Source organism: Exiguobacterium sp. s123, assembly GCF_018617075.1.
Classification (GTDB): Bacteria; Bacillota; Bacilli; order Exiguobacteriales; family Exiguobacteriaceae; genus Exiguobacterium; species Exiguobacterium profundum.
Genome location: NZ_JACSJL010000007.1, coordinates 107,490 through 127,095, shown reverse-complemented (window position 1 = coordinate 127,095; position 19,606 = coordinate 107,490). Strand labels below are relative to the sequence as shown.

Here is a 19,606-nt window from a genome sequence, read left to right as displayed (position 1 = left end):
TAGATTTGCTACAGTTGCTATCATAAGTGCATGAAAACAGTTTGAGAAGTACGTACTTTTTAGTGCGGTAGGCACCAAAAAGTGCCTATGTAAGAAATGGAGGAAACGAAATGCCATATAATATTCCGGTCGAAGCGACACTTGACGTCATCGGCGGTAAGTGGAAAGTCGTCATCATGTGTCACTTGATTAAAGGGGAGCGACGGACGAGTGAACTGCGTAAACTCATGCCGAACATCACGCAAAAAATGCTCACCCAACAATTGCGTGAGCTCGAAGCGGATGGTGTCGTCGTTCGTACGGTGTTCGAGCAAGTTCCGCCGAAAGTCATTTACTCACTCTCTGAGTACGGATGGTCACTCAAGCCAATCTTGGACGCCATGTGCGCCTGGGGCGAGTGCCATATCGATCAGTCCGGTGAAGAGGTCATTTCATAACCATCACGGTCGTCCAATACGGACGACCGTTTTTCGTAGTGACAAGTCGGGTACAGGGACAGAGACAAGGAGGGAATTAGGATGGACGTGAAAACTTTTTTGTTTACAGATGACGGCTCCATTCCCAACCATCCGGATTATCCGGCGCTCCTCTATCGTGGCGTCTTTGATGACCCGAGCGGGATGCGAGAGACGTTTGCCCATAATGAATGGACGAACAGTTGGGTGAACGGGGTGTTCGACTATCATCACTATCACAGCAACACGCATGAAGTATTGGGCGTATTACAAGGTGAAGCGACCCTTCAACTCGGAGGGACGAACGGAGATCTCGTACGCGTCAGTGTGGGAGACGTGCTCGTTTTACCGGCGGGAACGGGACATCGTCGCATCGAGGCGAGTGAAAATTTTCAAGTGGTCGGGGCGTATCCGGACGGTCGTGACTATGACACGTTGACCGGAAAGACGGAAGAACGACCGGACAACGTAAAGCGAATCGAACAAGTCGAAAAGCCGAAGTTTGACCCCGTCTTCGGGACGACGGGTCCACTACATGAAGCATGGACAAAGGAGGAAACGTTATGAATCAACGACTACCACATTCTTTATTACTTGCAGCTTTGAAGCAAAACGTCGTCAAATTGAAAGACGGGCGCGAGATGCGCGCACTCGGACAAGGTACATGGCGCATGGGGGAAGACAAATCGAAGCATGATGCCGAGGTTGAGGCGCTTCGGACAGGAATCGACTGCGGACTCCATGTCATCGACACGGCGGAAATGTATGGGGAAGGGGAGTCTGAGAAGTTGGTAGGGGAAGCGATCCAAGACCGACGCGAAGATGTCTTTCTCATCTCGAAAGTGTATCCATACAATGCGTATGGCGACAAACTCGTCAGCGCATGTGATGCGTCGCTCGAACGACTCGGGACGGACTACCTGGATCTTTACTTACTCCATTGGCGAGGCGATGCCCCGCTCGAGGAGACGATTCAAGGGATGGAACAGCTCAAAGCGGACGGAAAGATTCGGGCATGGGGAGTCTCGAACTTCGACGTGGACGATATGAAGGAATTGCTGTCGCTACCGAATGGAGACAAGTGCGCGGTCAATCAAGTGCTCTATCATCTTGGCAGTCGCGGGATTGAGTATGACCTCCTTCCTTATCTAAAAGAACAAGGGATTCCTGTCATGGCATACGCTCCACTCGCTGAAGGAAGTGACGTGAAAGAAGAGGTCTTCCATAACGAAACGATCAATCGGATTGCGGAGTCGTATAGTGCCTCAGTCGCGCAAATCTTACTTGCTTGGACGATCCGGAGCGGACACGTCATCGCCATCCCGAAAGCCGGGCAGGCCGAGCATGTCGAGGAGAATGCGGCAGCGCTCTTGCTCGACATGAGTGAGGAGGATTTTGCTGCGCTCGATGAGGCATTCCCACCACCGACGACGAAACAACCGCTAGACGTCATTTAAAACGATAAAGGACTGGTAATTTTGCCAGTCCTTTTGCATGTTCACGTTGATTAAATATCGATTTCTGAAAAGATGAATTGTGTTTTTGTTTGAGCATATGGAATCACTTCATCGATAAAAGATTCAGCTGCAGAAAAAGACGAGAATTGCATTTTGATGAAATAACAGGCGTCACCAGATATGCGATAACAAAATGAAACATTCGGTTGTTGTTGTGAACTACTCGCCACTTATTTGCTTCGCAAATTGAAGGGGGGGCTTCTTGGGAAGATCGTACTTTTATTAGCCACGATTATTTACCAAGCTCGTCGGGTGGTTCCCACCCTGAAGGAATTCGTTTTAGTTTGCCAACATCAATAGGTTGATGCTAGCGTTAATGTCACGGTCATGATGCGCGCCACAGGCACACGTCCATTCAAGGACATCCATCGCTTTCTTCTCGCCCTTTACTCCGCAAGTGGAGCAGATTTGAGTGGATGCGTACCAGGGGTCCGCCTTGATGAGTGTCCGTCCATAGAAGTTTGACTTGTATTCGAGTTGACGGACGAACTCGTACCAGCTGACATCCCCGATGGACTTCGCTACCTTGTGATCCTTCATCATATCCTTTGACTTCAATGTCTCCACGACGATGACTTGGTTCTCGTCAACAATCCGTCTCGCCAGCTTGTGAAGGAAGTCCTTGCGTTGATTGGCGATTTTCTCGTGTTTCTTGGCTAAGATCTGCTTAGCTTTTTCACGATTCTTGCTTCCGATCTTCTTTCGTGACAACGCGCGCTGCGACTTCTTGACCTTCGCTTCGGATTGGCAAAGAAAGCGAGGGTTTTCAATCTTCTCAGAAACCATCCATTGTTGTAGATGAATCGGGCGCAGCCGATCGTCCGGACCAGGAACTCGGCCTGTGCCGGCGTCGGGTGGAGCCTGTATGTGTAGCCTTTCAGCATGTCCGTCCCTCCTCCCTTCAGAAGATCGTGATGTGTCCTCCTCATCCGATACCCGAGGAGGGGGAGGGAGAATCTGACGGAATCACGAACTTTTGTTCGTAACATCTGTCATAGGGAGAGAAAACTGTTGGACCGGGCGATTCATCTCCCACCTACGCCGGGCTACGCCCCGAGACGCTTAGAGGAGGGAGAATTCTCGCCTGATTTAGTTAAATAATGAAGGAACGCTTCGTATTGGCCATTCTTCACTGTTGCCTCGATGATACATTGAATTGGAAGACCTAGCTTTTCGTGATCAAGTACAAGCGAGTATTGTTTGATGACTCCAAATGATTCTAGTCGTCGACCCCGCTCGCTAACGGAAGGAGCGGAAAGATTGATACGTCGTCCAAGTTCGCTCATGGAAAGACGATTGTCGTGCTCTAATTCATGAATGAGTTTGTAATCAATTTCTCCTCTCTTTTTTAGGTAATAAAAAGATTGATTTGCCTTTCATACTTCAGTACGAAGTGAACCCAAATGAAAAGACCACCGGAAGCTTCCGATGGTCTTACTTATCAGTTCGCTAGCGGATGTTTCAAGAGATAGTCTTCGATTTGATCAATCGTTTCTTTCAACACGCCGTCTGCGAATGGTGATTTGAGACCTGCCAGTTCGACGAGTTCGAGGAACGAACGGCTTCCGCCTGCCTGACAGAGCGTGAGGTAATCGCTCCATGCCGCTTCGCGGTCTTCATGCATGCGCACCCAGAACTGGAATGCACATACTTGTGCGAGCGTATAGTCGATATAGTAGAACGGGCTCTGGAAGATGTGACCTTGTTGGTGCCACCATGCGCCCGATTCGAGATAGTCATTCGTCTCATAATCACGGTGCGGGAGATAGACCTTCTCCAAATCGCGCCACGCCTGACGACGCTCGGCAGCTGTCATCTCTGGGTTGCGGTAGACGACGTGTTGGAACTCATCGACGAGCACGCCATACGGAAGGAACGTCATGCTACCTGCCAAGTGATTGAACTTATACTTGTCGACTTGGTCGCCGAAGAAGAGCTCCATCCATGGCCAACAGAAGAATTCCATCGACATCGAGTGGATCTCACACGCCTCATAAGTCGGGAAGGCGTATTCCGGTGTCGTCAAATGACGGCTTTCATACACTTGGAAGGCATGACCGACTTCGTGCGTGAGTACGTCGATGTCGCCGGCCGTCCCGTTGAAGTTCGAGAAGATGAACGGAAGTCCTTCAGACGGTAAGTAAGTGCAATAGCCACCGCCGGATTTCCCTGGTTTCGCCGTCAAGTCGAGGGCGCCGCGTTCCTGCATGTATTGGAAGAACTCGTCCGTCTCGTTTGAGAGCTCACGATACATTTTGTTTCCGCCTTCGATGATGAACGACTCATCCCCTTGTGGTGTCGCGTTTCCGTCTGGGAAGACGAACGACTCATCGTAGTAATAGAGGTGGTCGACGCCGATTCGTTTCGCCTGCTTTTCTTTCAAAGCAGATGCGAGCGGGACGATGACGTCACGGACTTGCTTCCGGAAGTTGTCGACCATCGACTCGTCATAGCCGACACGCTGCATCCGTGCATAACCGAGTTCGACGAACGACGGGAAGCCGAGCGCGTGAGCGATTTCCGTACGGACGCGTACGAGTTCCCCATAAATGCGGTCGAGCTCATCGCCGTTATCAGAAAGGTATGTATAGCGGGCGACAGATGCGGCTTTTCGGACATCACGGTCTGGTGATTGGAGATACGGACCGAACTGTGACAAGTTGAGTGTCTTGCCGTCAAATTCGATTTGCGCAGCGGACATGACCTTTTGATAAGCTGTCGCGAGGCGGTTTTCTTCCTGCAGTTTCGGGATGAGTGACTCCTCGAACGTTTCAAGTGCGCGCTCGGCGAGAGAGAACAGTTGGCTGCCCCATTCCGCTTCGAGTTCAGTGCGAAGCTCGTGGTTCGTCAAGACGCGATAGTACGCTTGAATCTCCTTCTCATAGACCGGAAGTGCGTCGTCATAGAAGGCCTGTTCTTCTTCGTAAAACGCATCGCGTGTGTCGACCGAATGTCGGATCGCGACGAGTTGACTTTGTGTCTCAAAGTCGTTCCGTTCTTTGTTGATTTGGCGAATGAGTTCGTTCGCTTCCTCGAGTGTGCTGGCTTGCTGTAATTCGGCAGAATAGTCCGACAATCTGCTATTTAAAGCGTCCAAGTCGGGCCGTTCATATGACAATTTTGTGAAAGTCGTCATTGTAAGCGCCTCCATCGTGTGAAATTTTTACAAAGTGTAAAAAGGGCTTGCAAAAGCGATTGCACACTCGTATTCTTACGATGTGTAAAACGATTTCGCACTACCTTATTACAACTATACCGTTAATAGGGTAGGGATTGAAGTATTAGCTTTTCGGGTATAAAAGTGAAGACTTCGATTCAATAGAACATGTTGGAGGGATTAAGCTATGGGATTCTTTAAAAAACTTTTTGGTGGTAAAGAAGAACAACTCAACGCGGTTTCACCGCTTACAGGAAAGGTCGTCGACATCACGAACGTACCGGACCAAGTATTCTCACAAAAAATGATGGGTGACGGGATCGCAATCGAGCCGACTGAAGGAAAAGTCGTCTCACCGGTTAGCGGAACAATCGCGACAGTATTCCCAACAAAACACGCGATCGGTATCAACGCGGACAACGGTGCGGAATACTTGATTCACATCGGTTTGGATACGGTAAACCTTAAAGGTGAAGGCTTCGAGACACACGTTACAGAAGGTCAATCTGTCAAAGCAGGCGACCCACTCGTCACGTTCGACCTCGATTTCATCAAAGCGAACGCGCCATCGACGATCACTCCGATCATCATCACGAACCACGACAGCTTCGGCGTGAACAAACTTGTCGCAGAAGGCGACACGGTGACAGCTGGATCTTCAGAAGTCGTCGAGTTGACAAAGAAATAAGAAGACGACCCATGACTCGGGAGCTTAGGCTTCCGAGTATTTTTTTGCGAATGCGGGAATTATAATGAAGAGAGGGAAGGGGGAATTGAGATGGATGGAAAAAATGCGCCATACCGGGGATACGGGGATCGGATACGAATATTACGGGAACGGGCCGGATTGTCGATTGAGACGCTTGCGGAACAGATTGGCGTCGCCCCGTACTTTATCCGACGTACCGAACTGAGTGAGGTCTATCCGACCATGCCTTACATAGAGGCGCTCGCAGACGCTTTGCAAATCGACCCGAACTATTTGGCCCGCCATATTTGGACGGGAGAGTCGCTCAAAGTACTCATGCGAGGAAAAGTACCGGAACTCGAACAGATGAAGCTCGCCTATGAAGAAGCGATGCACGGGAAGTCCGTCGAAGAAATGCAACGGCAACTCGAAGAACGGATGCGCATTTTTGACTTGATGCACGAAGAGGAGTTACATCGCATTTTCAAAGAAGACGAGGAACCGACGTCACACCATGCACTCGAAGCGCTAGTCGATGCGGTGCTTGATCTCGGACGGTCACATGACACGACGCGTCACATCGTCCCGTTCGCACGCTATGTGGAACGGCTTGTCCCAGACCAATTCGCAGACAACTCATTCCAGTACGCGGAGTATGGTGTCGTGGATAAATCGTATAAATTGCAATGACCGTAGAGCATTCTACGGTTTTTTTTGTGCACGATGAATTATAAAATTAAGTGCAACACCCCAAAGTGAACACAAAAAAGTGACCAGGAGAATCCCTGGTCACTTCAATCAGCGCGTTGGACGCGCTTCGTAGCGTACTTTTGGACGTGTGCCGGCGAGTAAGAAGCCGAGCACGATATTCAAGATTGTGAGCACCCATCCGACATAACCGAATGTGTAGGCAAGACTCGCCAGCATCGTTTGCCAGTCGAGCAATGCTGCTGCGTCCCCGCGGAATGTGAAACGGATGACGGTGAAGCCAATGAGTGTCGCTGCAGTAATCATGATGCCGATCCATGCGCCACCGAAGCGGGACGTTTGAGAGCGTCTGCTGACCGGATACCAAAACGCGAGCGTTCCGATGAACGCACTGCCTGCATAGGCAAGCAGGATTTGCCATAACGCATCCGCGTCTAAGAAGACGGTATAACAGATGAACGTCGTGAGCGTCGTCATAAACGTAAAGATTAAGGCTGCGAGTAATCGTGATCGCATAGTTCGTTTTCCTCCTCATTTTGCACATTCTTTAGAGTAAACGAAAACGAATTTGCTGTAAACGTTATTGACGGTTTTGTAATATTTGTCGCCATTGTTTAATAGCGTTCGTTCCATAGAACAAGACGCCGCCACGATAGAATTTCGAGCCAATCCACAGTGTGATACCAATCGTTCCGATGAGTAACCCAATCGAAAGCGCCACTTCCCATACGGCCACATCGACGAGCATGACGCGAAGGAACATGAGCATCGGAGCGAAGAACGGGACGAACGAGAGAATGGTCACGATGGTCGCATCCGGGTTGTTCAATCCAAACATCGCGACTAAGAACGCAGCGACGAGGAGCATGATGACCGGCATGACCATTTGTTGTGACTCTTCGACACGGCTGACAAGTGAACCGAGGACAGCGAAGAGTGAGGCGTACAACAAGTACCCGAGCAAGAAGAAGACGAGTAGATAGATGACAGCCCGTGCGTTGCCGGCGTTCTCGATGACCGTCGTCGCCAGTTCGCTACCACTCGCACTTACATAACCAAACCCAAGGAAGATTCCGATTTGGATGAGGGCGAGTGTCCCGATAGCGGTCACTTTCGCAAGCATATGGGTCACCGGATGAGTCGTGGAGATGATGAGCTCCATGACACGCGATGACTTCTCCGTCGTCACTTCTGTTGAAATCATCGATCCGTACGTGATGATCGAAATGTACAGGAGCATCAACATGACGTAAACGAGCGCCGAAGACGAGAGGAGCTCATCCGAGTTCTCTCCACCGCGTCCGAGATAGGACTCGTCGAGTTGGATCGGTTCGCTGAGGGCAGCGATGATGGCCGGGTCGACATCGGACGATTCGATCAATTCCGCATTGCGCAACTGTTGTAAAGATGTTTGCAAGAGAGTCGTGAACTCCTGCTCCGGGCGTTCGGAGATAACGCGGGCATCATAGCCGTCAACAAAAGCGACGACCCCATACTCTCCGTCGTTGATGCCGGTCCGTGCCTCTTCTTCCGTAATGTCGCTAGAGGCGACGTCTTCATAGCCGAGTGATTTCATCGTGTCGACGATTTCTTTGTTCTCAGACACGACGAGTGCGCTCGCTTGCTCGGAATCCTCAAACGTAGACATGATGCGGTCGATGTTCGTAAACCCGAAGATGAACAGGATGGTTAGCGCCGTCGAGATGAGGAATGCTTTTGAACGAATTCTCGATTTGAGTGTGAACGCATAGAGCGGTCCAAAGTTATGAAACATGCTGTCCGACCTCCTTGATGAAGATGTCATTGAGCGATACCGGTTGGCGCATGAACGTCTTCACGTTCGCCTGATGACGGACGAGTGCCGACAGGACGGCGTCACTGTCTTCGAAAGAATGTAAGCGTACTAGATGACCGGATTTGAAAGGCTCGATTGTCTCCACGACTGGGAGCGACTCGAGAATGTGAATCTGGTCCGTTTCAATAAAGAGGGCAGGTTCTTCGTATCTCGACTTGATTGTCGGGACGTCACCGCTTACGACGGCACGGCCACCTTTCAAGATGCCGACGTGTTGGCACAATTCTTCGACATGTTCCATTCGATGACTCGAGAAGACGATGGTCGTCCCGGCGTCACGCAACGCGAGAACTTCACGCTTCAGGATTTCAACGTTAACCGGGTCGAGGCCGCTGAACGGTTCGTCTAAGATGACGAGTTCCGGGTTATGGAGCAGGGCTGCGACGAGCTGAATCTTCTGTTGATTCCCTTTTGATAGCTGCTCGACGCGCATCGTTTCATATTGAGGAATTTCAAGGCGTTCGAGCCATGACTTGACCGCGCGTTTGGCATCGCTCCCGCGCATGCCCTTTAGGCTTGCGAGAAAGACGAGCTGTTCACGCACTTGGGATTTGGGATACAGGCCACGTTCCTCGGGCAAATAGCCGACGATGCGATGGTCGACCGCTTTACCGTTCCACGTGATACTCCCATCGGTCGGCTTCAAGATGTCGAGGATCATCCGGAACGTCGTCGTCTTGCCAGCACCGTTTGCACCGAGCAAACCAAACATTTCCCCTTGTGGGACGCGGAACGTGAGGTCGTCGACAGCTTTGAAGTCACCAAACTCCTTGGTGACGCGTTCGATATGTAATGCCATATTCTATTCCCTCCTTAGAATGTCTCTTCTTCTATCGTACGCCACCTTGAGCAAAAAGTTTCACTTTTTCTGGTAAATGATTTATCTTGAAATCAAGATAATAAAAGGAGGATGACAATGAAAACGCAGTCTACGGGAATCCATCACATTTCGTCGATGGTACAAGACCCGCAACGTACGCTAGATTTTTATGGACAGGTACTCGGTCTCCGCTTCGTGAAACAGACCGTCAATTTTGATGACCCGGGCACGTATCATCTCTATTTTGGGGACGAAGTCGGAACACCAGGGACGGTGATCACGTTTTTCCCGATCCCGGGCTTAGGGAAAGGGCAGGTCGGGAGCGGACAGGTTGGCGTGACGACTTATCTCGTACCGGCAGGAAGTTTACCGTTCTGGGAAGAAAGACTACAACAGCACGGCATCGCGACCGTCGCCACTGAACGGTTCAGCGAGGCATCACTTTTATTTGAAGACCCGGACGGACTCGTCGTCGAACTCGTCGCCCGACCGAGCTCTAAACAGACACGCTGGGTCATCCCCGGTATCACAGAACATGAAGCAATTGTCGGATTCGCCGGAGCGACCTTGTTGTCGAAAGCACCGGACGAAACCGTGCGCTTGTTGACGGAACTGTTCGGCTTTGAACGGGTCGCAGAGGATGAAGAGTGGATCCGTTTGAAAGGGTCAGCAGATTACGGGAACGTCATCGATGTGAAGAAAACGATTTTACCGAACGGGGTCCCTGGGACGGGAACAGTTCATCACATCGCGTGGCGCATTTCTGACGGAGAACATTATCCGACCTGGCAAGATGCCATCTTTGACCTTGGGTTAAGACCGACCGAAGTGAAAGAACGAAACTACTTCCGCTCCGTCTATTTCCATGATGCCGGTCGCATCCTGCACGAACTCGCGACGGACGTACCTGGATTCACCGTGGACGAATCCGTTGACACGCTTGGTGAGACGTTGCGCTTACCGCCATGGCTTGAAGCGGACCGAGATAAAATCGTCCGCACACTACCAACAATCACGATCCCGAGAGGAGAACGCATATGATTCATCAATTCATTCAAGGTACCAAAGAGACGACACTCGTTTTATTACACGGAACTGGAGGGACCGAGCAGGATTTGATTCCGCTCGCGAAAGAACTGTCGACCGAGGCGAACATCTTGACGCTTCGAGGGGATGTCATTGAAAACGGGATGTCCCGTTTCTTCCGTCGCCACGCGGAAGGGGTGCTCGACCTTGAAGATTTAAAGAAACAGACAGAGCGCTTCCTTCAGTTTTTAGATGAAGCTGCGACAACGTATGGTATCGACCGAGACAAGATGATCCCGCTCGGCTATTCGAACGGGGCGAATTTGATCGGGTCGGCACTTTACCGTCATCCGGCGTTCACTGCTTCACTCCTATTCCACCCGATGGTACCGGACCGTTCATTGACGCTACCTGACTTGTCAGGAACGAACGTGTTCATCTCGGCTGGCGAACGCGACCCGATTTGCCCGAAAACAGAAACAGAAGAGCTGACGTCGACACTCCGAAACGCGGGAGCGGACGTCGAGCTCTTCTATCACTCGGGAGGACATGAACTTCGCATGGAAGAAGTCGAGGCAGCACGGACATGGATTGCCGCATACCTCGACTGATTCATTCAAGCCATTTTTTTCGGTTTGTTCGGACGAGAATAGACGACGAGGACCCCTCGGTCAATCAAATAGGCGGCGAATAAACGTTTCGCTTCCTCAGCACGCACAGTTCGGTCGATTTGGATATACAATCGGCCGAGCTTTTTTTGTGAGGTGCGCGTGAGCAACCAAATCGAGTCGAGCGTATACTGCCAACTTTGGAGCGTGTCGCCACCGATGTATAAGTAGCGGTTTTGGGTGCGCTCAAGTAAGTAGTTGAGCCACCAGACGTCACGAGCCAGCTTGGCGCAGACACCGAGCACGAACGTGAGACCGAGGAAAACCATGCTAGATAAGACAGGATGAATGGCAGAGAACCCGTTGCGGACGGACTCGAAGGCGACAAGGAGCAATCCGACGGAAAAGACGCTGATGAACCACCAGAATCCGAAGTTAGAGAATGAACGTTTTGGGTCGTGCACCATATGATGTCGATTCCGGATGATCGATGCCATTCTCTCCACCTCCTTTATTAGAATATTCTGAATATTAAGTAACACTACTATACTATACTGTACCCAATCCCGTCTATTTGAATACGCACACAACATGCTGAATCGTGAGGATTTTTTGACGTTTCGGCTTGCATTCTTCGAATTACGGGAATGATGACAGTGAAGACATGAAAATTTTGTTGAAACGTAATTTCACTTTGTGGAGGAATCGCTTATGATAGGTGAGGGAATTTTCCAAGACCTATATGGATTCTGTCTGTAAAGAGAACGTGAAAACATGAAGGTCAGCTTCATTGCAGTCATCATAGAGAGCAAGAGGGAATGTTATGAGAAATTATTGGTATGACAATATTAAAGGAGTGCTTGTCCTACTCGTCGTCTTCGGACACTTGTTGACCGAAGTCCGCGGCGCTTATGACGATATTTTACCAAAGTGGGTGTATCTGTTCCTGTATACCTTCCACATGCCGTTGTTCATCATGTTGAGCGGTTACTTTTATCGGGAGAACCGCTATTTGCGCGTAATCCAGCTATTCGTGGTCTATGTCATTTGGCAGGTCATCCTTGGGTCATGGTTCGCATTTACAGAAGGGATTCCGATTTTCTCACTTGAAAATCCGGGTCTAAATTTGTTGAAGCCGTACTGGGCGCTTTGGTATCTGATGGCCATCATTTTCTGGTACATCATCACCCCGTATGTGACACAACTGAAGGGGTACGTGTTGTATGCCCTATTATTCGCGCTCCTGTTCGGATTCCAAGCCGAGGCGACGGGGTATTTCGCGTTGCGGAAAGTCATCATGTTCTATCCGTTCTTCTTGATTGGGAACTGGATGTCCGAGCGCAATACGCTCAACTTCTTTGAGTTACCGAAACGGGCCGAGCACCGGAACCGATATCGCATCGGTGGGGCGATTGTCTTCACCGCGCTCACACTGGGGCTCTTGGTCTCGATGCGCGTCCAGCAAGACGATACGTTCTATCATATCGGGAACTTGTTCAAATTCCGTTTCGCCTATGACACGGCCGTCCCAGAGGCGATGTGGAGTGGACCGTTCGCCTTTTTGATCGTTTATACGGTGTCGCTCCTCATGTCAATTAGTTTCACGCTCATCATCCCAGGACGACAGCTCCCGATTTTTTCGCGTGCCGGGCAGTATAGTCTGTACGTCTATCTCGTCCACGTCTTCTTTGTTGTCGCCTGGAAGGCGTTTATACCGGCTGGGTTCATGCCGACATCATGGATGCAACTGCTCGTCTTGTTCGGGGTCGCCTTTGTGATGGTCCTCGTGATTATCAGTCCACCGATGGTCCGTCTCTTGCGTCCGCTCGTCGAGATTGACGTGAAGCGTGTCCAAAATACGAAAGGTGTAAAAGGGTAAAGTCTTTTCTAAACGCAACATTTCCGCTACACTTTATTAAGAAGAAACGAAACTAGAGTTAAGGAAGTGACCCTATGCCATACGAAAATGGAATGTACAGCACAGAAGGCGACGTGAACGTATCACGTCACGTCGTTGAAATGATCGCCGCGGTCGCGGTCAAAGAAACGAAATACGTCTCGTTCACGCAAGAAGACACGAAATTGTCAGAGCGTGCGCTCATGAAACACGTGAAAGTCGATGAGTCGGACAAAGGCATCACCATCAACCTATCGCTTTACATCGCTTACGGACAGTCGATCATCAAAACGGTGACGGCCGTCCAAGAGCGCATCACGCAAGATATGGACACGATGCTTGCGATGACACCACGTTCTGTGAACGTGAAAGTGGTCGGAATTCAGCTGTGATAAGAAAGGGGAGAGCACAGGCTCTTCTCTTTTTTTGATTTTTGCGAAAACGGTTGCATCAAGATAACGTTTTCATTTATAATAGAAATCGAACAAGTGCAACCGTTTGCATCATTGACCAAACGTGCGGCGGGTACTTGTCAAGTTCCCTAAATGTAGTCTGACGACACAAGCATTTGAAGGAAAGGCGGAAAGCATGTATGTCAACGATTGAAGCAGTGATTTTCGATTTGGACGGTGTCATCACTGACACGGCAGAGTACCATTACCTCGCTTGGAAGCAGCTCGGTGAAGAGCTCGGAATTCCATTTGACCGCGAATTCAACGAAACGCTCAAAGGCGTGAGTCGAACTGAGTCGCTTGAGCGGATTCTTACGCTCGGCGGTAAACAGAACGATTTCACACCGGAAGAGAAAGAAGAACTCGCACAAAAGAAAAACGAGCACTACGTTGAACTCATTCAACATATCTCATCCGACGATCTTCTTCCTGGTATCGTTTCATTCCTCGATGAAATCAAAGAGGCGGGACTCAAAATTGGAATGGCTTCTGCTTCAAAGAACGCATTTGCGGTCGTTGATGCACTTGGTGTCCGCCATTACTTCGACCATATCGTCGATGCAGCAACTGTCGCCCAGTCAAAACCACACCCCGAAGTGTTTTTGAAGGCCGCTTCTGCCCTTGGTGTGAAACCCGAACTCGCCATCGGCGTTGAAGATGCGGCTGCCGGCGTAACTGCAATCAAAGCGGCAAATATGTTTGCTGTCGCCGTCGGAGAAGAATCGATGCTTGGTCATGCAGACCTCATCGTCGCTTCTACTGACGAACTTTCACTTGAACGCATCCTCGAACGCGTTCACGTGTAAATGGCTACAATCATCTTCCGTGAGACGACGACTGCCCCGAACAGTCGTCGTCTTTTTTTGAGTCAAAAGTCCTAAATAGACAGAATTGCCCAAAAAGAGATGACAAACACATTACAAATCCGTTACACTTTTATAGAAGATATAGAGGGATTATTAGGAATTGCTGATTTAAATTAGGGAATTCCAAATTATAATTGGATGTAGAAGGGGATTTGTGTATGGAATCTACGAATGTCAATGACCACATTTATCGAGAATTGATGGAAATTGAAGAGTCGTATCGTCAATTGCAACGACGTGCCGAGTATTTGATTGCGGAATTGAGTCGAGATAGAGAAGAGAAGGACCCAATGACTGATGCGTCAAAACGCCTACGTCCACGACGTGTGAACCAGCGTTATCCGCTCGAGGTGTACGTTCATCAAGTGACGGATTTACTGAAAGAGCGTCAGACGATGAGCGTGCGTGATATTCAAATGGAACTTGAACTTCGTTACCGTCATCACATCAGCAACATTTACCAATTGATGGTGAAGATTGAAGGGGTCAATCCAGAAATCAAAAAAATTGGTCGCGGCTTGTATACATACGAACCGACAGAAGAAGTGGCATCGACACTTTCATAATCCTGAGCCGATGGGGAACGCCTCATCGGCTTTTGTTGTAAACGGACTGATATCTACTCATGAATTCAAAATATGATATAATTCGCCAGAGTCTATTTTTTTGAGAGAGGAACTGTCGGCCCATGCTATGGATTGCCATGTTGGTCAGTTTTGTGATGGCCATCTTGATTACACCGCTCGTTCGTCGATTCGCATTTTTCATCGGTGCAGTCGATCATCCGAACGCACGAAAAGTACATTTACGGACGATGCCACGAATCGGGGGTCTCGCGATTTTTATCGCATTCTTCATCGGCTACGCCTTGCTGCTTCCGACGAGTCGTTATAACGATGCCATCTTGATCGGGGCTGTCGTGATTCTCCTTACCGGACTGATCGATGACCGGTTCCAATTATCGGCCCGCGTCAAGCTGATGGGGCAGATGATTGCGACGGTCGTCGTCTTGAACTCGGGGATGCGAATCGAACTCATCAATCTTCCGTTCGACCAGCAACTCTACCTTGGGTCATGGAGCATCCCGATCACCGTCCTCTGGCTGATTGGGATCACGAACGCCATCAATTTGATTGACGGTCTCGATGGTCTCGCCGCGGGTGTGTCGAGCATCGCCCTCGGGACGATTGCTGTCTTGGCCATCATTCAGGGAAACGTCTATTTGACGATGATGGCGCTCTTGCTCCTTGCGAGCACGCTCGGGTTTCTCGTCCATAATTTCTACCCGGCGAAAATCTTTATGGGCGATACGGGGGCACTGTTCCTCGGATATATGCTCGCTGTCTTCTCGCTCATCGGATTTAAGAACGTGACGTTGTTCTCGCTCGTTGTCCCGGTCCTCTTGCTCGGGTTACCGATCTCGGATACGATCTTCGCCATCGTGCGTCGACTCGTCCAGGGACGACCGCCGATGTCGCCGGATAAATCGCATATGCATCACCAGTTGATCGATATGGGCTTCACGACACGGCAGGCGGTCCTACTCATGTACGGGATGACCTTATTCTTTGGCATCTCATCCATCTTGTTCGCCAAGACGACGATGCTCGGTGCGGTCATCACGTTCATCGTCGTGTTAATTGTCATCGAATTGATCGTGGAATCGACTGAACTGATTCATCCGAACTATAAACCGATCATCCGTACGTCCCGACGATTGCTCGGACGACCTAGAGCGTAAAAAAGTAACCGGTATCGCGTGACGATACCGGTTACTTTTTTAGTATGTGGTCGTTTCGGTCATCGAATCGTCCGTTTCGTCTGTCGATGGTTCATCCGCTGTCACAGGCAAGCCGAGTTCCGTTTGCAGAAGCGCCTGAGCATCGCGAAGGTCAACAGGGTCGAGTTCGTAATAATACACACCGTTTAACGTCAAATCGTTCCCTTCGAGCGTTTCTCGGTTAAACGACTTCAACGATTTTGCGTACGGTTGAAGCTGAGAAGCCTCTGACAACGACATGTTTGTTCGAATGTTCTCGCCGACGGCGTTCATGATCCGGTTCAGCTTCGTAAACGAGTTGATGGTCGTCGCCTCGTTGATGATGGCCTCGATGACTTGCTGTTGTCGACCGGCTCGACCGATGTCGCCGGCAGGGTCTTGTTTTCGCATCCGCGCATAGGCAAGTGCTTCTTTTCCGTTCAAGACTTGAACGCCAGGCTCTAGCTCGACATTTCCGGTCGCTTTTCCGGAGATGGGGATGAGGACGTCAATCTCGACGCCACCGACCGCATCGACCAAATCTTCGATTCCATCAAAGTTGATGGTCGCATAGTAATCGATTGGGATGTCGAGCAGGTTCTCGACGGTCGCGATGGTCGTGTCGATCCCTCCGTAAGCATACGCATGGTTGATCTTGTCTTTGAACGGATCCTCATCGTCGATGATGATATCGACATACGAGTCACGTGGGATGCTGACGAGCGTCACTTGCCGCGATTCCTTGTTGAACGTGGCGACCATGAGCGAATCGGTCCGTCCTTCCTCGAGCGAGGCGCCGCCATCGACTCCTGCTAACAGGACGGAAAAGTGATCTTTCGTCAAGTCGATGGTCTCGTCGCGACGTTCTGACTTGTCGCCACGTTCCAACGCCTTGTTCGCGTTTTCGGCGGTTTCATTCGCTTTGAAGACAAAATAGCCGAAAGCGGAACCACCGATCAGCAATACGACACCCAACACGATGAGGACAATTTTCCAAGGTGATTTTTTCTTGCGTGGGGGTGTTTCCATGTTGTTTCCTCATTTCAGTCTTTTCTTTTAGTATAGGCGTTTCAGCGTTTGAAATCACGTTCAATGATGCGGATTGTATGAGTTTGAAGCTGACCTTGACCGTTCGTCATGTCTGTTAGCCAAGCGAGTGCCTCTTCTGTCTCTTCCACGGGGACCGACACATGAAACGTGACGAGGTCGGCGTAGATGATGTCATCGAGCAGGTAGCTAGACTGTCTCAACTCATTTTCGACTTTCCCAATCCAAGTATAGTCGACGGTGAGTGTCAATTGTTGCATCGGTAGACGTTCGACGATTCCGATCGCATCGAGTCCTTCGCTCACAGTTCCACCGTAAGCACGTATGAGTCCGCCGCCACCGAGCTTGATTCCACCGAAATAACGTGTCACGACGACGACTGTATCTTTCAAGTGGCGTTTGCGTAACACCTCGAGCATCGGCATGCCGGCCGTACCGCTCGGCTCACCGTCGTCATTCGCTTTCTGGTGCTCGTTTCGTTCCCCGATGATGTAGGCGGAACAGTTATGGTTTGCGTTCCAATGCTCTTTCTTGATGGCTTGGATGAACGTCTGCGCCTCTTCCTCGGTTTCGACACGTTTGAAATGAGCAATAAATTTTGATTTTTGGATAACGACTTCGTATGTTCCACTTTGTTTTATAGTATAATTTGACTCAATAGACATTTCTGAAAATTCTCCTTTCTATTTTTGAATATTTTTTTTAGAATTCAAGTAGGCACATACGCTACTTATAGCGAATGGAATTATAGAAAATCTCTCATGTCCGCTGTAAACCTGTTTAGGGTGGGACGATATATAAGAATAGATGAGGATTAACTACCGAACTATTAGGGGATGGCATCGTGAATCATATTACCGATCGGACAGCTTTAGAACATATCATAACAAATATGATTGAAACGGTGACGGAAAGTAAAGAGGAGATTGTCCGTATAACCGAAAGTTCTGCAACTGAATATTCAGCAATTCAAAATGAGTTAAAAGAATTGACGGATAAAATCGAGTTCTACATCGAGGAATCCGATCGACTCGACCGAATCGTGAAAGCTTCAAAGGCCAAGCTCGTTCAAGTCAGTAAAAAGTTTCATATACATAGTGAACAAGAAATTCGTGAAGCCTACGAACGGGCGAATCAAATGCAACTCGAGCGTTTTCTTGTTCAAAAAGAAGAGATGGCGGCACAGCAACGTCGGAATGACTTAGAGCGTCGTCTGCTCATTTTAGAGGATACGATCGAACGTGCCGAAAAGTTGATCGGTCGTGTGAGTGTCGTCTTGAACTTCTTACGGGATGACCTACAGCAAGAGTATTCGGACATGATGAAGAAGCAAGAGATGGCCATCGGTGTATTCGAAGCGGCCGAGCGCGAACGGCGCCATCTCGCCCGCGAGATGCACGATGGACCAGCGCAATCGCTTGCTCATATTTTGATACGGGCCGACCTGATTGAAAAGACGTTTGACAAACGAGGAAAAGACGAGGCGTTTGCCGAATTACATGAATTGAAAAAGTTGATTCGTGGGGCACTCGTCGACGTCCGTCGTTTAATCTATGATTTACGTCCGATGTCGCTTGACGATTTGGGCTTTTTGCCGACGCTCGAACGCTATCTCCATCAAACGGAGGAGTATACGGCGATCAAGACACGTCTCAACTATCGGGGGTCGCGTGCGCGATTACCGGAGAAACTGGAGATTAACGTGTTCCGTCTCGTTCAAGAATCGGTCCAAAATGCGATCAAACATGCAAAAACTGCCGAAATCATCGTCAATGTCGAGCAGGCGAGTGATGTGATTCACATTCACGTCCGCGACTACGGTGTCGGGTTTGAGTCGAGCACGATTGGCGAAGGGTCGTTCGGGATTGTTGGAATGCGCGAACGAATTGAATTGGTGAACGGAAGCATCACCATCGACTCGGAAGTCGGCAAAGGGACGGTCGTCCGGATGTCGATTCCGATTCCGTGAGAGAACAAGGGGGAAGACATACATGGAAATGACACAGACACGCATTGCAATCGTGGATGATCACGAACTGTTCCGTGAAGGATTGAAGCGGATTTTTGATTTAGAGGATGAATTTACGGTTGTCGCCGAAGGGCGCACGGGGCGCGAAGCGATCCGCATCGCGGGCGAGCAAAAACCTGAAATTTTGATCATGGATATCAACATGCCAGACATGAACGGGATCGAGGCGACAAAGCAACTGTCACTCCTGTCACCAGAGACACGTGTCCTCATTCTTTCAATCCATGATGATGAGTCGTATATCACGCATGCGCTTGAAGCAGGGGCATCAGGGTTCTTATTAAAAGAAGTCGCATCGACAGAATTGATCTCGGCAGTCCGTGCCGTCGCAAAGGATGGGGCGTATCTTCATCCGAAAGTGACAACGAACGTACTGAAGGATTACCGCCGTCTCTTACAATTCAAAGGGGAACAGGCGGGACGTGGCGTCGAGAGCCGTACAGATGACCCGGTCTATCAATTATTGTCGCGCCGTGAAGTCGAGGTGTTACACCTTCTCGCCGACGGTCGCTCGAACCGAGACATCAGTGACATGCTCTTTATCAGTGAGAAGACGGTTAAAAACCACGTCTCCTCCGTGCTTCGTAAAATGGACGTGAACGACCGGACACAAGCCGTCGTGGATGCGATTCGCCGGGGTTAGGTCGAGATTTGAGCGTCACCGATGCTTTACCTCGTTTTTGTGTTACAATATGGAATGGAATCCTAACATAATTGGAAAA

At 49.7% G+C, this 19,606-nt stretch carries 22 protein-coding genes and 3 pseudogenes; 14 read left to right on the top strand and 11 right to left on the bottom strand.

Annotation, left to right across the window (positions count from 1 at the left end):
- Positions 1-110 precede the first annotated feature (110 nt).
- The 3 genes from KNO72_RS12795 (at position 111) to KNO72_RS12785 (ending at position 1,912) form a co-directional block, all read left to right on the top strand.
- The gene (locus tag KNO72_RS12795; RefSeq protein ID WP_078147375.1) at positions 111-437 is read left to right on the top strand and encodes a winged helix-turn-helix transcriptional regulator; all 327 of its coding nucleotides are present in this window, start codon (positions 111-113) and stop codon (positions 435-437) included.
- Positions 438-518: 81 nt separating this feature from the next.
- Positions 519-1,022, top strand: coding sequence for a cupin domain-containing protein (locus KNO72_RS12790; RefSeq protein ID WP_078147374.1), 504 nt, complete (start codon positions 519-521; stop codon positions 1,020-1,022).
- On the top strand, positions 1,019-1,912 hold the full coding sequence (locus tag KNO72_RS12785; protein WP_305823850.1) for an aldo/keto reductase: 894 nt from the start codon (positions 1,019-1,021) through the stop codon (positions 1,910-1,912). The genes KNO72_RS12790 and KNO72_RS12785 overlap by 4 nt, the downstream gene beginning before the upstream one ends.
- 50 nt (positions 1,913-1,962) lie before the next feature.
- Here the strand turns inward: KNO72_RS12785 and KNO72_RS15660 are convergent, their stop codons facing one another.
- The 5 genes and pseudogenes from KNO72_RS15660 to KNO72_RS12765 form a co-directional block, all read right to left on the bottom strand.
- Positions 1,963-2,142, bottom strand: coding sequence for an Lrp/AsnC ligand binding domain-containing protein (locus KNO72_RS15660; protein WP_078147372.1), 180 nt, complete (start codon positions 2,140-2,142; stop codon positions 1,963-1,965).
- Between the two features lie 109 nt (positions 2,143-2,251).
- Positions 2,252-2,755: pseudogene (locus tag KNO72_RS12775) on the bottom strand (RNA-guided endonuclease TnpB family protein); the annotation flags it as partial.
- A gap of 17 nt (positions 2,756-2,772) precedes the next feature.
- A pseudogene (locus KNO72_RS15945) lies at positions 2,773-2,856 on the bottom strand (helix-turn-helix domain-containing protein); the annotation flags it as partial.
- Between the two features lie 210 nt (positions 2,857-3,066).
- A pseudogene (locus KNO72_RS12770) lies at positions 3,067-3,306 on the bottom strand (Lrp/AsnC family transcriptional regulator); the annotation flags it as partial.
- 107 nt (positions 3,307-3,413) lie between these two features.
- Positions 3,414-5,108 carry a M3 family oligoendopeptidase gene (locus KNO72_RS12765; protein ID WP_214730393.1) on the bottom strand — a complete coding sequence of 565 codons (1,695 nt, stop codon included), beginning with the start codon at positions 5,106-5,108 and terminating at the stop codon, positions 3,414-3,416.
- Positions 5,109-5,316: 208 nt separating this feature from the next.
- On the opposite strand from KNO72_RS12765, the gene KNO72_RS12760 reads away from it, so the two are divergent.
- Both KNO72_RS12760 and KNO72_RS12755 read left to right on the top strand, forming a co-directional pair.
- Positions 5,317-5,817: a PTS sugar transporter subunit IIA gene (locus KNO72_RS12760; protein WP_012727005.1), complete on the top strand. Its 501-nt coding sequence runs from the start codon at positions 5,317-5,319 to the stop codon at positions 5,815-5,817.
- A gap of 90 nt (positions 5,818-5,907) precedes the next feature.
- Entirely contained in the window at positions 5,908-6,507 is a 600-nt protein-coding gene (locus KNO72_RS12755; protein ID WP_047795040.1) for a helix-turn-helix domain-containing protein, read from the top strand.
- 108 nt (positions 6,508-6,615) lie between these two features.
- On the opposite strand, the gene KNO72_RS12750 is transcribed toward KNO72_RS12755, so the two are convergent.
- The 3 genes from KNO72_RS12750 to KNO72_RS12740 form a co-directional block, all read right to left on the bottom strand.
- Positions 6,616-7,041: a hypothetical protein gene (locus tag KNO72_RS12750; protein WP_078147368.1), complete on the bottom strand. Its 426-nt coding sequence runs from the start codon at positions 7,039-7,041 to the stop codon at positions 6,616-6,618.
- Between the two features lie 64 nt (positions 7,042-7,105).
- On the bottom strand, positions 7,106-8,299 hold the full coding sequence (locus KNO72_RS12745; RefSeq protein ID WP_214758386.1) for an ABC transporter permease: 1,194 nt from the start codon (positions 8,297-8,299) through the stop codon (positions 7,106-7,108).
- Positions 8,289-9,179: an ABC transporter ATP-binding protein gene (locus KNO72_RS12740; protein WP_078147366.1), complete on the bottom strand. Its 891-nt coding sequence runs from the start codon at positions 9,177-9,179 to the stop codon at positions 8,289-8,291. The genes KNO72_RS12745 and KNO72_RS12740 overlap by 11 nt, the downstream gene beginning before the upstream one ends.
- A gap of 117 nt (positions 9,180-9,296) precedes the next feature.
- On the opposite strand from KNO72_RS12740, the gene KNO72_RS12735 reads away from it, so the two are divergent.
- The gene (locus KNO72_RS12735; RefSeq protein WP_078147365.1) at positions 9,297-10,241 is read left to right on the top strand and encodes a ring-cleaving dioxygenase; all 945 of its coding nucleotides are present in this window, start codon (positions 9,297-9,299) and stop codon (positions 10,239-10,241) included.
- Positions 10,238-10,837, top strand: coding sequence for an alpha/beta hydrolase (locus KNO72_RS12730; protein WP_214758384.1), 600 nt, complete (start codon positions 10,238-10,240; stop codon positions 10,835-10,837). Before KNO72_RS12735 ends, KNO72_RS12730 begins: the two co-directional genes overlap by 4 nt.
- Positions 10,838-10,842: 5 nt before the next feature.
- Here the strand turns inward: KNO72_RS12730 and KNO72_RS12725 are convergent, their stop codons facing one another.
- Entirely contained in the window at positions 10,843-11,331 is a 489-nt protein-coding gene (locus KNO72_RS12725) for a hypothetical protein (RefSeq protein ID WP_214683800.1), read from the bottom strand.
- A 326-nt stretch (positions 11,332-11,657) separates the two neighbouring features.
- Between KNO72_RS12725 and KNO72_RS12720 the strand changes: the two genes are divergently transcribed.
- From KNO72_RS12720 to KNO72_RS12700, 5 genes are all read left to right on the top strand, one after another.
- Positions 11,658-12,713, top strand: a complete 1,056-nt coding sequence (locus KNO72_RS12720; RefSeq protein WP_214758382.1) for an acyltransferase family protein — start codon at positions 11,658-11,660, stop codon at positions 12,711-12,713.
- Between the two features lie 74 nt (positions 12,714-12,787).
- Positions 12,788-13,123, top strand: a complete 336-nt coding sequence (locus KNO72_RS12715; protein ID WP_078147362.1) for an Asp23/Gls24 family envelope stress response protein — start codon at positions 12,788-12,790, stop codon at positions 13,121-13,123.
- 200 nt (positions 13,124-13,323) lie between these two features.
- The gene (pgmB, locus tag KNO72_RS12710) at positions 13,324-13,989 is read left to right on the top strand and encodes a beta-phosphoglucomutase (RefSeq protein WP_012726996.1); all 666 of its coding nucleotides are present in this window, start codon (positions 13,324-13,326) and stop codon (positions 13,987-13,989) included.
- 218 nt (positions 13,990-14,207) lie between these two features.
- Positions 14,208-14,615 (top strand): Rok-like winged helix domain-containing protein, encoded by a 408-nt coding sequence (locus tag KNO72_RS12705; RefSeq protein ID WP_078147361.1) that lies wholly within the window; start codon positions 14,208-14,210, stop codon positions 14,613-14,615.
- A 122-nt stretch (positions 14,616-14,737) separates the two neighbouring features.
- Positions 14,738-15,790, top strand: a complete 1,053-nt coding sequence (locus KNO72_RS12700; RefSeq protein ID WP_078147360.1) for a glycosyltransferase family 4 protein — start codon at positions 14,738-14,740, stop codon at positions 15,788-15,790.
- A gap of 39 nt (positions 15,791-15,829) precedes the next feature.
- On the opposite strand, the gene KNO72_RS12695 is transcribed toward KNO72_RS12700, so the two are convergent.
- Together KNO72_RS12695 and KNO72_RS12690 are read right to left on the bottom strand one after the other, a co-directional pair.
- The gene (locus KNO72_RS12695; protein WP_214758380.1) at positions 15,830-16,837 is read right to left on the bottom strand and encodes an LCP family protein; all 1,008 of its coding nucleotides are present in this window, start codon (positions 16,835-16,837) and stop codon (positions 15,830-15,832) included.
- A gap of 41 nt (positions 16,838-16,878) precedes the next feature.
- Entirely contained in the window at positions 16,879-17,520 is a 642-nt protein-coding gene (locus KNO72_RS12690; protein WP_012726992.1) for a YigZ family protein, read from the bottom strand.
- 179 nt (positions 17,521-17,699) lie between these two features.
- Here KNO72_RS12690 and KNO72_RS15910 point away from each other — a divergent pair, with 179 nt between their 5' ends.
- Both KNO72_RS15910 and KNO72_RS12680 read left to right on the top strand, forming a co-directional pair.
- Complete coding sequence (locus KNO72_RS15910) at positions 17,700-18,824, top strand: sensor histidine kinase (RefSeq protein ID WP_214683811.1); 1,125 nt, start codon at positions 17,700-17,702, stop codon at positions 18,822-18,824.
- 22 nt (positions 18,825-18,846) lie between these two features.
- Positions 18,847-19,527, top strand: coding sequence for a response regulator transcription factor (locus tag KNO72_RS12680; RefSeq protein ID WP_305823843.1), 681 nt, complete (start codon positions 18,847-18,849; stop codon positions 19,525-19,527).
- Positions 19,528-19,606 lie beyond the last annotated feature (79 nt).